The organism is Rickettsia rickettsii, assembly GCF_001951015.1.
GTDB lineage: Bacteria > Pseudomonadota > Alphaproteobacteria > Rickettsiales > Rickettsiaceae > Rickettsia > Rickettsia rickettsii.
Window position 1 is genome coordinate 847,887 of sequence record NZ_CP018914.1, and the last position, 14,778, is coordinate 862,664.

Genomic DNA, 14,778 nt, shown 5'->3' on the forward strand with positions numbered 1-14,778 from the left:
GAATTTAAAGGAAACACGGAACACAGCACCGCAGCGTACACTTTAGTACGTGAGAATGCGAGTACCGGATTGACGCACAAATTACCTTTAGAGGCAAGTTATGCAAGAAGTCGATTATTTCGTTCAGGAGTCGTAGTAGCTTTTTGCACATTAATTTCTCGCATATTTGGCTTAGTGCGTGAACAGTTTATCGCATCATTATTCGGCTCTACGCCTATGGGTGATAGCATTAATGTTGCTTTTAAACTACCGAATCTATTTAGAAGAATTTTTGCAGAAGGAGCATTATCAAGCGTATTCATTCCTATTTATAATGAAAAAATGCTTATTTCTAAGAAAGCTGCTAATAATTTTTCAGGTGAGATTTTTACCCTTTTACTTGTGACATTAATAGTAATAATAGCATTAATGCAAATCTTCATGCCACAATTAATGCTGTTTATTGTTCCTGGATTTCACGGTAAAAAAGAAAAGTTTGAGCTTACGGTATTTTTATGCCGAATTACAATACCTTATTTAATATTTGTTTCATTAACGGCTCTACTTGGCGGAATATTAAACTCTATAAAAAAATTCGCTGCATTTGCTTTTTCACCGGTTATTTTAAGTATATGCGTAATAATTTTTACTTTAACATTCGATCATTATATAGAATCTACTATCTCAATTAGCTTATCTTTAATAATGGCCGGAATATTACAAGTTTCGTTTATGTTTGTCTGTGTGAAAAGAGCGGATTTAAACTTTCCGATAATTTTTAACCTAAGCGATCCCGATGTAAAAAAGCTTTTGATTAATATGGGACCGGCAACCATTAGCTCCGGCATACAGCAATTAAACCTTTTCATATCCCAATCTATTGCTAGCTTTATTGAAGGTGCTATTTCTATATTAGCTTATGCCGACCGGATATATCAATTTCCTCTATCAATAATAGGTACTAGCTTCTCTACTATATTGCTACCTGAGCTGTCAAAAATCTATAAATCAAATGATATAGTAGCTGCAAAAAAAATACAGAATAATGCTATTAGAATGGGATTATTATTATCGTTGCCTGCTACATTTGGTATTATAATTCTATCTCATCCGATTATTAATATAATTTATGAAAGAGGAGTATTCACGAGCCAAGATACTACAAATACAGCTGAGGCTATTTCTGCGTTTGCACTTGGGCTCCCTGCTTTTATTTTGGCAAAAATTTTAACTCCTATTTTTTATGCTAACGGAAATACTAAAACACCGCTCAAAATAACCTTATTTTCAATAATAATTAATACCGGCATGAACCTATTATTAATGGATTCTTTGAAACATATCGGTATTGCAGTCGGTACATCTATTGCAGCTTGGTATAATCTAGGTTTATTATATAGCTATACTACAAAACAAAATAAGCTTCATATAGAAGCCGGTATAAAACTTTTCTGCGGTAAAATTTTGTTATGCTGTATATTAATGTCTATTATAATTGCTTTAATAAAGCATTATTATTTAGAATATTTTTATTCGGAATATTTACTGATTAAAGTCTGTATGCTAGGTAGTACAATTGCAGTTGGAATGGGAGCATTTTTCGGCACGGCATATTTATTAAAAGCGGTTAATTATGATAATAACAAAAAATAAGCACCAATCAAATTATCAGGATTGGCTAAAAGCCTTAGCTATTATAGCCATGATCATTGATCATGTAGGTTTATATCTATATCCTGAATTAACAATTATGCGGATCATAGGTCGTACAACTATGCCAGTATTTTGCTTTTTTGCCGGTTATAATTTTCATGATAAACCAAAAACCCATATAATAATATTCGGTGTTTTATTACAAATATATACCACTGTACTATTTAAACAGTTTCTTACTACAAATATTCTAATCTCTATCTATTTAGGGCAATGGTATATTTATTATTTTCGTAATTCTTTAACTCGCTTTTTCTATAGCGGTTATTGTCATGCAATTATAATGGTACTATTGTGGTATATTAGCTGGGCTTTGATTGATTACGGGACTCTTGTAATTGCTACAATGATACTTGGATTTATTTCAAAACATGAGCAGGCAAACTTAAAACTTTGCTGTTTTATAGCAATTTTTGCTTCTTTCGTGCATTCAACTCTTTTTACTCTTGCGATTTCCTTTAATGAGTTTAATTTTTCAAATACTGACTTAATTTTAAACCTCACTTTCTTAACAATTACCTATATATTAATGATCCTAAGCGATTATTCACAAAAAATAGCTATAAATCTAAAATGGATAAGTCGCAATGTTTTATATATTTACTGCATACACATTATGATCTTACAATTCATATTCATCTATAAATACACATATGGTTTTAAAAATTGGTAAATAAACATTAAGAATAAGTGACAGCGTAATTTAATTAATATTAATATATTTAAATATATGAATATAATAGATGCGTAATTTAGTTAATATTAATATATTTAAATATATGAATATAATAGATCGTTTAATGTTGGATAATGAACAATATAAAGAGCAATTTAAAAAAAACAAATTATTTAAAATTAAGTTAGATAGTACGCTACGAAAAAATAAATTTCTTAAACATTTTCGGCTTTGGTCAGACGCATTTCAAAAAATGGTATTAGCAAGAGTAGTGTTTTCTGAAACAAAAGAATTTCAACAACTTGCATGGGAGCATCTTACCGATGAATTTGGACATAATATAGAATTATTCCAAAATCTAGAAAATAATGAAGAAACTACAGATTCTATTTTTGAGGCCTTAGGTTCTTGGTTTACGCTAAAAATGATGACTCTTGGAGATAGTGAAAGAGCCGTCCTTGTCCATTTAGTAATAGAGTCTTGTGCTACTATATTTTATGCAAAACTAGGATCAATATTTTTTAATCATAAAGCAGCAAAACATTTCAAAACACATATGTATCTTGATCCTGAACATGAACAAATGGGAATAGCTTTATTAAAACAAATAAACATTAATGATGCTTCTTTACTCACTATTCAAAAAAAAGGCTGGGATATGATTGACGCTCTGTTTACTAGACTTGCTGAAATCACACAGGATTAACTTTAACTTATAGTATTCTAGATTTTATAAAAAAGCTTGCTTGCACGGTACGGTTTTTCATCATTGCTAGCGACTGAAAGGAGCACGGCAATCTCAGGATTTTGGCACGAGATTGCTTTATCGAATTACTGCGTAATTCTTCTCGCAATGACAGAAAAATCGATCCACGCAACAACGCCAATGTCAAGCGGAAATAGCATATTCAAACTAAACCAGCTCGCTTACTTGAGATTTGGCAAAGAGCTTGATCTGAAAGTTAACAAAATTTACATTACCTTTTGAGCCTATTGCCGCAAATTTATGCGCTTTAAGAAGTAGGTCATAATCGTCCGCTAAATCGGCGAAGAAAAATGCGATTTCGCCACTTTGTTTTACTCCTAAAATCTCACCGCTACCTCGAAGTTTTAAATCCTGCTCAGCTATATAAAATCCATCATTAGTTTGTTTCATTATCTCAAACCTACCTCGTGCAACTTTTCTAAGCCTTTTAGGATTGTATAACAATATACAATATGACTGCAAACTACCCCGCCCTACTCTACCTCTAAGCTGATGAAGTTGAGCGAGACCAAATTGCTCAGCATTTTCAATAATTATCAAAGTGGCTTCAGGTATGTCTATTCCGACTTCAATAACGGTTGTTGCAACTAATATCTTAATTTCACCTTCCTTAAATTGCTTCATGATTTGGTCTTTCTGCTCGTTCTTCATCTTACCGTGAATAATACCGGTATAACCTGGATAGATATTGTCGATAGAGTTAAAACGATTCATCACATCCATCAATAAACTATCCTCTTCCGGCGTTTCTTTCCCTCCCTGCTCTATCAATGGACAAATCCAATATACCCGCTCACCTGCAATAAGCTTCTTATTTATCGCTACTATAATATGCTCTATCTTATTAACGGACATGGTATTTGTAGCGATAGGTAAACGACTTTTCGGCTTACCCATTAGCTTTGAGATAGTCATATCACCAAACATAGTCAGTGCAAGACTTCGAGGAATCGGCGTTGCAGTCATAACTAACACATCGGGATTTACTCCTTTATTTATTAAATTCAAACGCTGTTGTACCCCAAATCTATGCTGCTCATCAATAACTATATAACCTAATTTCTTAAAACTTACTTTTTCTTGAAATAAAGCATGAGTGCCGACTAATATATCAATCTCACCGTTGTCAAGTTGTATCATAATATTTTTACGAGCGGCCCCCAGTATCTTACCTGTAAGTAATCCGACTCTTATATTAGTATTTTTTAAAGCTTTAACAAAAAACTCATAATGCTGATTGGCAAGCAAATCAGTTGGAGCCATAAGCGTTGCTTGAAATCCAGTGGCTACCACATTTACCATCGTCAGCAGAGCTACCAAAGTTTTACCGGAACCAACATCGCCTTGCAACAATCTCATCATTTCTATTTTATCGCTTTGATCACACTCTATTTCTTCTATGACTTGCTTTTGATAAGAGGTTAACTCAAATCCTAGCTCATTTAATATATTTGCTTGAATAGATACAGCTTTAGGGTAAATATTACCTTGTCTTCTACTTATTTGCGTACGTACATTTAAAAGAGATATTTGATTAGCTATAAGCTCCTTAGCTGCTAATTGTTTTTTGGCGTTAGTATATAAATCGTCATTGCGAAGCCCCTTTAGGGGCTGTGGCAATCTAGCATTTATTGATTTTACATTACTGGATTGCTTCGTCGGCATGCATGCCTCCTCGCAATGATGGAAAACATGCAACATTTGCAAATTCTGCAATATAATATCTAAATAATCTTTTACTTCTTTATCTTCTATACTCTTACACTTCTCTTCAAATATCTCTATTGCTTTTATGATATATGAATATAACTTCTTGTTACTAAGTAAATATGTCAGGGAATAAATCGGCTCTATTTCTTTTGCGAGTTTAGGATTTACAATAAATTCAGGATGCGCAATTTGTAAGTAATGATCAAAAAATTGTACCTTTCCGCTGATAATATGAGAAGTACCAACTTGCAGCTTATTAAAAATAAACGGTGGGGGTTTATGAAAAAACACTAATAACAAAGAACCAGTATCATTGCTAGCTGTAATTTTTAAAGGCTGACTACTTTTCTTGGGTAAATTAATGCTCTCAACTACAATTTCTGTTTGGATTATGTCACCGTCTCTAACTTCAGTTAAATTAGGAGATAATATTTTATTTTGATATGAAACAGGTAGATAAAATAATAAATCACGAATATTGTTAATACCAAGCCTTTTAAGAGCAGATACGGTATCTTCACGTATATTGATGAACGTTTTTACAGAAGAGAATAAGAATTTTTCTAAAATAGTTAGCATATATAGTCATAATTATCTTATATACAAATATATATACTTTATAATAAAAGAAGAATAATAAAATATACAAATTATGATTAATATGTCATTCTTGCAAAAGCGGGAATCCAGTAATTAAACGGTGCATACACAGTAAGTTTTGAAAATTAAAAGCTTGATGTATCGCGCTTTTTTCTGGATTGCTGCTTTCACAAGCATGACATATTAATCATGCAACAAAGCCTTCTCGTATAAAGCTAATTTTAACCCTGCTCTAACTATAGCTGAGGATTTTAAAGGCATACCTTCTATAAATCCCACTGTTTTGTAACCGTCTGAGCCGACTATCTTAAATGTTTCATTTAAGCTAAGCTCAAAATTAACGGCTCCAAGTCCACCTTGCTTACAATTTTCTTTTAAAGGGGTAGCGATTAACATTTTAGGCTGATTCCAAAATGTCGCTTCTAAACCTAAACCGATAAATTCAACTTTGACTAAGTTATTAGCTTTAACTCCAACACCGTAAGACTTAAATTTTTGATTTTTGCCGTAATTAATATTAACTTGAATATATTTGTTATCAACAACAAAATGGTTAACTAAACCACGCTCTAAACCGTATGGAGCAAGTATAGCTCTAGTAGCCGGTAAATATTTAACCGGTCCTAATTCAATCATCGGAATATTATTTAAGTTAATAAATGAATATCCTGAATAGAATAAAAACGGATCAAATAAATCTAAATAAGCATATGAAAAAATTTTACAGTAATATAATTTTTACCGTATATGGAGTTAATCGCTTTTACATATGTATTTATATCATTACCGCTTTTATCTTTGCCATCAAACTTAGTACTAAAAATATAACTTGCTTGCTCTAGTCTTGTCCATAAATAACCTATACCGTAAGTAGGATTAATTTTGTTACTTGCCATGTATCTATCTTTAATATTTTCAGATAACAAATAACTTGCTTGCATTCCCCCTGTATCTATAGCAATGTGCTTATGAACTTGCAAAGAATTAAAATCTTTAGTTTTAAAATATGTTGTACCCTCAAAAGGATCTACTTCATATTTTGTTACTTTTAAATCAAATTCTTTGCTCTTGCTCCATAACCTCCTATTTCATGATTACCTACCATAATCCAAGATGTAGCAGTAAATCTTGTAATATAACTTAAGATCTTCATAGCTATATTATCTGAATCGGCAAACATAGCATCATCTAATTGACGGTAACCTTCAATTAATGACATAGCAACATTACTACTCACTCTTGAGGACATATCTTTATCATAAGTCACTACATAACTATAATTAACTATAATTTTTTTTAGAATTTTCTTGAATTGTTATATTGTCATCAATATTTGATGCAGTTACTAATACTGTTGATGAATACAAAAAACAAGCAGCAATGGTTAAATTTAATTTCTTGTACAGTATTTTTGTAATATACCAAACTTGTGTATGTCCTTGACTTCTTTTGCAAATCTTCCTAATGTCTTAAATAATAGATATTAAATAATTTAAAATTTATCCTTCGGCTGAAGCTGCTCTTGAAGGACTTCTTTATGACGGCATGACTATAATGTCGGGCGGATTCGGTCTATGCGGTATTCCTGAAAATTTAATAAATGCACTTCTTAAAAGCAATGTTCAAAATTTAACAGTTATAAGCAATAATTGCGGTGTTGACAACTTCGGACTTGGGCTTCTTCTTCAAACTAAACAAATAAAAAAAATGATTTCTTCGTATGTCGGAGAAAATAAGATTTTTGAGCAACAATATCTTGATAAGGTTTTAGAGCTTGAGCTAAACCCACAAGGCACTTTAGCTGAACAAATTAGGGCTACTTGTATGGGAATTCCAGCTTTTTATACTAAAACAGGTATAGGTACAATTGTAGAGGAAGGTAAAGAAACAAAGGAGTTTAACGGCAAAAAATATATCATGGAAACTGCCCTTAAAGCTGACCTTGCTATTATTAAAGGCTTTAAAGCTGATAAAAGCGGCAACGTGATTTATAATAAAACTGCACGAAATTTTAATGCAGTCATGGCAGGTGCCGCTAAAGTTACAGTTTGTGAAGTAGAGGAAATAGTTGAGGTGGGAGAGCTTGACCCTAACAATATTCACACACCTAATATTTTCATACAGCGATTAATAGTAGGTGAAAAATATGAGAAACGTATTGAGCAATTAACTGTCAGGGAAAAATAAAATATGCCTTGGAGCAAAGAAGAAATTTATCAAATAACCGCAGAGGAACTTAAAGACGGATTATATGTCAATCTTGGTATAGGTATGCCTACGCATGTAGCAAATTATATACCTCAAGGAGTGAATGTAATATTTCAAAGCGAGAACTGTATGATTGGTATGGGACCATTTCCTTACGCAGGAGCGGAAGATCCTGATTTAATTAACGCCGGTAAGCAAACTATTACTGCTATTCCTGAAAGCAGCTATTTCGACAGTAGCTTTTCATTTGGGATGATTAGAGGTTCGCATGTCGATTTAACTATTTTAGGTGCTATGCAAGTCTCACAAACAGGCGATCTTGCCAACTGGACTATTCCGGGTAAAATGGTTAAAGGTATGGGAGGAGCTATGGATTTGGTCGCTAACACCAAAAGAGTAGTTATTATAATGGAACATAACGCAAAAGATGGCGGTGCTAAATTATTAAAAGAATGCAACTTTCCGTTAACAGGTAAAAAAGTAGTTAACAGAGTAATTACCGATCTTGGAATTTTTGATATTGATAAAGATGAAATGATATTAGTTAGACAAGCTGACGATGTTACTATTGAAGAAATAAAGTCTAAAACTGAAGCCGAGTTTATAGTTAATTTATAGGAGAATAAAATGGTTAAAGTAGCTATCGTAATATTATAGTAGCTGAAAAACTAAATAAGAGCATAAAAGAAGCAGGAGCAAATGTTTCTTATACAAATAAATAAAGATAAACCTAATAATCTCGATTGGGATTTATTAGACAATGCAGGGGCTATCATTTTTGGAGTCCCAACCTATATGGGTAGTTTAGCCAGATTGTTTAAAATATTTATGGAAGCTACCTCAACTAGATGGGCACAACAAAAATGGAAAGATAAAATAGCTGCAGCTTTTACTAATTCTGCTTTTTACAGGTGATAAGTTTGCAGTATTCAGCAGCTATTTCACTTCCCTATGCAGCATTGTATGATTTGGGTCAGGCAAGCTGAAGCTGCTCCGAATTTTTCTGATCATGAGATGCCTGATCTCAATAAAATTAACCGCTTAGGTAGCTGGTCAGGACGTATGACTCAATCTAACCACAAATCTTCTCCTGATATTACTCCTACTCAAAGCGATTTAAAAACTGCTAATTTCTTTGGTAAAAGAATAGTTGAAATAACTAAGAAGTTTAAAGGGTAGATTTATATGGTGTTTTATGTCATTCCCACTTCCGTGGGAATGACATTTATTATCTAACAAATGATGGTTTTTGTGAGTTCCTATTATTAATTTTTTGAGCATGCGTAGTCATTTTAGCATCTCGTTCTCCTTTAGTTTTAAGCATTTTTGATTTATTCCTATTAACACTAACATCACTCCAGTTACCACTATCGCTTTCACTGCTACTACTATCACTCATCTCTATAGCAACTCTTCGTGCGAAAATTGATTCAAGTCCACTAGGTTTGTTAACATTCTGAGCAGGCTTACTATGAGAATGTGCAACCGGTTTTCCTGTATTAGGGTCAAATTCAACCTTTTTTAGTTTTTTTGGCCCTGCTATTTCTCTCATTAAATCAGAAGTATCTATAGAAGGACGTGGTTGATTTTCCAGTTTTTTAACCGTAGTAGCTTCTACAGCCTTAGATAATGTCTTAACCGGAGCCATAGGCGGTGGTGGAGGTGGAGGTGGAGGTGGAATGTTATTGTCCGGTAAAGGAGGCGGTGGTGGAGGTGGAGGTGGAATGTTATTTTCCAAAGGTTTAGCTAGGGACACATTTGCTAATATTGGTTCTTTTTTTGAAGCCATGTGATTTGTAAGGTTACTTACTATCTTTTGTAACTCCTCATTGTCAGGTAATTTTGCAATTATATCCTTAATATTTCTTTCTTTATTTTCAATTAATTCCTCAAATTTATGCTGCATTTTATATAATTGTTCATCAATCTTTCTAATTGTTCTAGTATTACTCTCTTTGTTTTTTGCTAAAACCTGCTCACTATTATTTACAAAAACATTTTTAACATTTTGCCAAATATTATTTAATTTTTCAAAAAATGTATGAGGTACTTCTGCTCTAATTTCAGCAACCTGTTTTTGTATTTCTTTCAGTTCTTTGATATTAGAATTTTCGGATATTAAATTTTGGATGTTTTGTTTTGTAGCATTTAAAGAATTAAATTGTTTCTCTAGCGCTTCAGCATTAATGAATTGTAAGGGATTTGTCATATGTAGAGCTGAGAATCTTTCAGGTTTACTCTTATAACTAAAAAATACTTCCGATAATCTTGCTCTTTGATCTTTAGATAAATCTTTCTTTGTTAAATCCTTAAAACTTTTTTCGATTTCTTCTTGTAATGCTTGCTTTAAAGGTGCAGATTTTTCCGCTATATTATATATCTTATTATCAATATCTTTTAATATTTTATTATTATACTTTATTGCTTCATTTGTTAACTGTTCTTCACTTTTTATTAAAATATACTTTACATTAGAAACTGTTTTTACAAATCTTTTAAACCAAGGCAACGATCTATTATGTTCTTTTTCTAGTTCTTTAGTTTCATTTTGTATTTCGATTAAACCTTGCAACTGCTTATTTTGCTTGCATAATTCATTTACGTGGCTTAATATAGCATTTAAAGCATTATTTTCTTGTGCTAATAATTTATTTATATCTATTTCTTTAACCATGCCATATACCTACTATAAATTAATATCAGTATTATAGCAAATTTCTTGTACAAAAGCAAAGAGAAAGTTAATATATGTAATGTATTTTGATAAATAAAAGATAGATAAACGAATATAGTTAACGTAATTTTAAGGATGATAAGCCTATAAGAGCAAATATAACTGAAATAATCCAAAATCTTATTACGACTTTTGATTCTGCCCAGCCGTGTTTTTCAAAATGATGATGGAGCGGTGCCATTTTAAATATTCTTTTTCCTTTAGTAGCTTTGAAGTAATATACCTGTAAAATTACGGATGCCGTTTCAATAACAAACAAGCCGCCAACTATAGCTAAAACTATTTCATGCTTAGTAATAACGCTAATAATACCAAGCACACCGCCAAGACTTAGACTACCGGTATCGCCCATAAAAACTTCTGCCGGTTGTGCATTAAACCATAAAAATCCAAGGCAGCTACCGACTAATCCTGCACATAACACCGTTAACTCTCCGGTATTCGGTATATAGGTTAGCTGTAAGTAGTTCGAGTAAATTAGATTTCCTACTAAATAACTTATTAAAGCAAAAGAACCGGCAGTAAAGGCAATAGGAACGGTAGCAAGACCATCAAGCCCATCCGTTAGATTCACGGCATTAGAAGAGCCGACTATAACAAATATAGCAAAAACTATATAACAATAACCAAGATCCAAACTTAAATTTTTAAAAAACGGTACGTTAAGTAAATGACTTGGACTTTTATCTAGATATTCTAGTAAAACACATATAATGACGCTAATAATTCCTTGAAGTAAAAGCTTACTTTTTCCTCTTACTCCGTAATGATTATTTTTAGTTACCTTAGCATAATCATCCATAAATCCTATAATACCGAAACTAATAAAACCAAATAACGTAATCCAAATATATTTATTCGTTAAATCAGCAAGTAATAAAGTAGAAAGACAACTAGACAAAATAATCATAATGCCCCCCATTGTCGGAGTACCTACTTTTGTTTGATGCGATTCAGGTCCGTCTGAGCGTATAGGCTGACCGTTTTTTTGAATAGATCGCAGGAATTCTATTAATATCGGACCCGTGATAAAGCTAAGGCTTAGAGTTATAATAATAGCAAGACCGCTACGAAAAGTAATATAGTGAAATAAATTAGCTATATGTGAATTATGGATATGAGGGAGTAAAAGATTGTATAACATTTGTAGATTTAAATTTAAAAGTATATTTTGATGTTATTGGATACCAAATCGTCATTGCGCGCAGTCGTAGACTGCGCGGCAGCAATCTCGTCAAACATCCTGAGATTGCTTAGTCAATTACTACGTAATTTCCGCGCAATGACGGGCAACCAAACCACACAATATTAAGAATATCCTAGTGTATTTATTTATAATAATCAACAATCTTATCAAGTTTTACGCCTCTTGACCCTTTTATTAGAATCAGCTCATTACCTTCAAATAAATCCGTAATATGCGTAATTAATTCATCAACATTTTTAAAGTATTTTTTAGCTATTTTGGAAGGTAGTAAATCATCAATATATTTAGTATTTACTCCTACTAAATAGACCTTAGAACAAGCAGCATCTAATATGTACTGCACTAGTTTCTCATGTAATCGTTTAGAATTTTCCCCTAGCTCTAGCATATCGCCTATTATAGCAGTTTTATTCTCGGCAGGTACTTGTTTTAAATATTCTAATGCAGCTTTCATTGACTGCGGACTTGCGTTATAGTAATCACAAATTACACGACAATTTTGTATATTGATAATTTCCCCTCTTCCTTTAGTAGGAGAAATATTTGCTAAGTGATTTGCAGCTATCTCTATATCTTTACCTAATATATCGATAATTAAAAGTACACCGGTATAATTTTCGGTAAAATGCCGAGGAATAAACGGTATCGTTACATCTAAGACTTTATTATTTATCTTATACTTTAAGTAGACTTGCTCTCCTAGGTTCTCATATAACATTAATTCTGCTGAAGTTTTAGCTGATCTACCGAAGCTATGTATATCGGTGATAGAAAGGTTTTTTAATATCGATAATATTTTGTTATAGCAATTAGTATCGGCATTAATAACGGCAATATCATTTTTGCTAAAATTTGCAAAAATCTCACATTTAGCTTCAGCTATCTCTTCAAGCGAGTTAAAAAATTCTAAATGAGCCTCTGAAATATTAGTAATCATGGCAATATTCGGCTTTAATATTTGAACCAGCTCTCTTATTTCACCTTGATGGTTCATGCCAAGCTCAAAAATAGCATATTCCGTATCATCAGCCATTGAAGCAAGATTAATAAGCATACCGAGTTTGTTATTGAAGTTACCTCGGCTAGCAAAAACTAGAAAATCATGTTGTAATAATACTTTCAGTGCTTCTTTTGTAGAAGTTTTACCAACGCTGCCTGTTATAGCTATAAATTTAGCTTTTGAATTCTCTCGTTTATATAAAGCCATTTTTTGTAGAGCTTCAAAACAATCATCTACTAAGATAATTTTATCTTTATCATTGATCTCTACTCGCTTACTAATAATTACGGCTGCTGCTCCTTTATCTATTGCATCTAGAACATAATCGTGACCATCTCTATTACCTTGAAGTGCTATAAATAAATTACCTTTTTTAACATCTTTGGAATTAAATTGCACTTCATTACAATTTATAGAATTAGAGATTGTTATACCGAGAACAGCACTTAAAGTTTTAGAATTCCAGATCATATGTTTTTGTTATTTATGTGTTGTTGTATGGCGTGTTTATGTCATTCCCGCGTAGGCAGGAAGCCAGTAAACATATAAAAAGCAAGCTTTTTATATGTTTATTTTATCAAATATGTCACTTCTGTATTAATATTGAAGTTATTTTTCTGGATCCCCGCTTCCGCGTGGATGACATCAAGTTTTTTTTAAACTGTCCGGTACTATGGGTCAAGCCACGGGATGACAAACTTTTATACACTTCCTCACAACCTCAGCATCATCAAAAGGTAATTTCTTATCGCCTATAATTTGGTAATTTTCATGACCTTTGCCGGCAACTAATAAGATATCATCTTGTTTTAAATTATTTATACCGTATTTAATAGCCTCTTCTCTATTTGCTATTTCTGTATAATCTGCTTTCTCTATACCGCTTATGATTTCAGCTCTAATAAGCTTTGGGTCTTCATGGCGTGGATTATCATCTGTAATTATGATGGTATCGGCACGTTTTGCGGCTATTTGCCCCATAAGACTTCTCTTTGCCTTATCACGATTACCGCCGCAGCCAAAAACTACGCTTAGCTTACTATCACGTAATTTAATATTTTTCAGTTCCGTTAAAGCTTTTTCAAGAGCGTCCGGAGTGTGGGCATAATCAACGAAGATATTAGTGTTATCTATTCTCTCCATTCTGCCTTTTACTGCTTTAACTTCTACTAAAGAATCTATAACATCATCAAAAGCAAAACCAATATAATGAATGCTAAGAACAGCAATTAATAAATTACTAGCCTGAAAGCTACCAATTATCGGGGTATTAAAATTATATTCTCTATTATTAAATGTAAAATTAATATTTTGTCCTTTTAAAGAACAGTTAAGTCTAGTTATTTCTAAATCACCTTTTGTCCCAACGGTTATAAATTTAACATTATGATTATGTAGATAATCTTTAACAAACTCTATTTCTTCTATATCAGAATTTAATATTGCGATACCGTTCGGTAATAAATGATTTATAAATAATTTCAGTTTGGCTAATAAATAATTTTCTTTTGTATGGTGGTAATCTAGATGATCCTGACTAAAGCTAGTAAAACATGCGATATTTACTTTTATTTCCCTAAGTCTTGCTTGATCAAGACCATGACTAGAAGCTTCAAAAACTAAATATTCTATACCATTTTCAGCTAAATTATGAGCAATTTTTCTAAAGCTTAAATAGTCTAAAGTTGTTAATTCCGGTACATCATTTATAAGATTAACGCAGCCAAATATTTCTACCCCTATCGTACCTATAGATGCTGCTTTTTTCCCAAGTAACGAATATGTTTGAGCTATATAGGATACTACCGAGCTTTTACCGTTAGTACCGGTTACGGCTATTAGATCCTTTGGTTTTTTAGGATAGAATATTTCTATGGCTTCATATAAAGCTGCCTGCACATCTTTTACGTAAATTACTTTATCTATAACAATATTTTTTTTATTGTCCGTAATTACTAATACTGCACCTTTGCTTAAAGCATCCTTAATAAAATCATTTCCATCAGTATTCCGTCCTTTAATCGCAAAAAAGATATCTTTATCCTTAACGGTTTTAGAATTAATCGACAAACCTTTTACGTTATGTTGTTGAAATAATTGCTTTAGGTTATGGGACATATTTATTATGTTAAAAACGTGTTACCGTCATTGCGAGGAAATTGCATAGCAATTGACGAAGCAATCT

At 32.2% G+C, this 14,778-nt stretch carries 15 protein-coding genes; 7 read left to right on the forward strand and 8 right to left on the reverse strand.

All coding sequences use genetic code 11. The features are described from left to right. Positions 1-69 precede the first annotated feature (69 nt). The 3 genes from murJ (at position 70) to BTU51_RS05150 (ending at position 3,074) form a co-directional block, all read left to right on the forward strand. The gene (murJ, locus tag BTU51_RS05140) at positions 70-1,632 is read left to right on the forward strand and encodes a murein biosynthesis integral membrane protein MurJ (protein ID WP_410526369.1); all 1,563 of its coding nucleotides are present in this window, start codon (positions 70-72) and stop codon (positions 1,630-1,632) included. Continuing rightward, positions 1,613-2,365 (forward strand): TraX family protein, encoded by a 753-nt coding sequence (locus tag BTU51_RS05145; RefSeq protein WP_012151062.1) that lies wholly within the window; start codon positions 1,613-1,615, stop codon positions 2,363-2,365. The genes murJ and BTU51_RS05145 overlap by 20 nt, the downstream gene beginning before the upstream one ends. 106 nt (positions 2,366-2,471) lie before the next feature. Next, on the forward strand, positions 2,472-3,074 hold the full coding sequence (locus BTU51_RS05150) for a hypothetical protein (protein WP_012151063.1): 603 nt from the start codon (positions 2,472-2,474) through the stop codon (positions 3,072-3,074). 207 nt (positions 3,075-3,281) lie between these two features. Here the strand turns inward: BTU51_RS05150 and BTU51_RS05155 are convergent, their stop codons facing one another. The 4 genes from BTU51_RS05155 to BTU51_RS05170 all read right to left on the reverse strand — a co-directional run bounded on the left by BTU51_RS05155 (position 3,282) and on the right by BTU51_RS05170 (position 6,711). After that, the gene (locus BTU51_RS05155) at positions 3,282-5,423 is read right to left on the reverse strand and encodes an ATP-dependent DNA helicase RecG (protein WP_012151064.1); all 2,142 of its coding nucleotides are present in this window, start codon (positions 5,421-5,423) and stop codon (positions 3,282-3,284) included. Positions 5,424-5,627: 204 nt separating this feature from the next. Then, entirely contained in the window at positions 5,628-6,080 is a 453-nt protein-coding gene (locus tag BTU51_RS09365) for a hypothetical protein (RefSeq protein WP_230453738.1), read from the reverse strand. A gap of 62 nt (positions 6,081-6,142) precedes the next feature. Continuing rightward, positions 6,143-6,424 (reverse strand): hypothetical protein, encoded by a 282-nt coding sequence (locus tag BTU51_RS09370; protein WP_230453541.1) that lies wholly within the window; start codon positions 6,422-6,424, stop codon positions 6,143-6,145. Positions 6,425-6,492: 68 nt separating this feature from the next. After that, entirely contained in the window at positions 6,493-6,711 is a 219-nt protein-coding gene (locus BTU51_RS05170; RefSeq protein ID WP_230453542.1) for a hypothetical protein, read from the reverse strand. Between the two features lie 278 nt (positions 6,712-6,989). Here BTU51_RS05170 and BTU51_RS05175 point away from each other — a divergent pair, with 278 nt between their 5' ends. The 4 genes from BTU51_RS05175 to BTU51_RS09380 all read left to right on the forward strand — a co-directional run bounded on the left by BTU51_RS05175 (position 6,990) and on the right by BTU51_RS09380 (position 8,831). Then, complete coding sequence (locus BTU51_RS05175; protein ID WP_012262499.1) at positions 6,990-7,631, forward strand: CoA transferase subunit A; 642 nt, start codon at positions 6,990-6,992, stop codon at positions 7,629-7,631. A 3-nt stretch (positions 7,632-7,634) separates the two neighbouring features. Further along, positions 7,635-8,270 (forward strand): 3-oxoacid CoA-transferase subunit B, encoded by a 636-nt coding sequence (locus BTU51_RS05180; RefSeq protein WP_012151066.1) that lies wholly within the window; start codon positions 7,635-7,637, stop codon positions 8,268-8,270. 81 nt (positions 8,271-8,351) lie between these two features. After that, positions 8,352-8,567, forward strand: a complete 216-nt coding sequence (locus BTU51_RS09375) for a flavodoxin family protein (RefSeq protein ID WP_012151067.1) — start codon at positions 8,352-8,354, stop codon at positions 8,565-8,567. Between the two features lie 48 nt (positions 8,568-8,615). Continuing rightward, on the forward strand, positions 8,616-8,831 hold the full coding sequence (locus BTU51_RS09380) for a hypothetical protein (RefSeq protein WP_012151068.1): 216 nt from the start codon (positions 8,616-8,618) through the stop codon (positions 8,829-8,831). A 49-nt stretch (positions 8,832-8,880) separates the two neighbouring features. Here the strand turns inward: BTU51_RS09380 and rickA are convergent, their stop codons facing one another. From rickA to BTU51_RS05210, 4 genes are all read right to left on the reverse strand, one after another. Beyond that, entirely contained in the window at positions 8,881-10,326 is a 1,446-nt protein-coding gene (rickA, locus tag BTU51_RS08630; RefSeq protein WP_012262501.1) for an Arp2/3 complex-activating protein RickA, read from the reverse strand. 118 nt (positions 10,327-10,444) lie between these two features. After that, on the reverse strand, positions 10,445-11,530 hold the full coding sequence (mraY, locus tag BTU51_RS05200) for a phospho-N-acetylmuramoyl-pentapeptide-transferase (protein ID WP_012151071.1): 1,086 nt from the start codon (positions 11,528-11,530) through the stop codon (positions 10,445-10,447). A gap of 184 nt (positions 11,531-11,714) precedes the next feature. Continuing rightward, complete coding sequence (locus BTU51_RS05205) at positions 11,715-13,064, reverse strand: UDP-N-acetylmuramoyl-tripeptide--D-alanyl-D-alanine ligase (protein ID WP_012151072.1); 1,350 nt, start codon at positions 13,062-13,064, stop codon at positions 11,715-11,717. A 207-nt stretch (positions 13,065-13,271) separates the two neighbouring features. Further along, a complete protein-coding gene (locus BTU51_RS05210) occupies positions 13,272-14,711 on the reverse strand; it encodes a UDP-N-acetylmuramoyl-L-alanyl-D-glutamate--2,6-diaminopimelate ligase (protein WP_012151073.1) in 1,440 nt (479 codons plus the stop codon). Between the last annotated feature and the right edge of the window lie 67 nt (positions 14,712-14,778).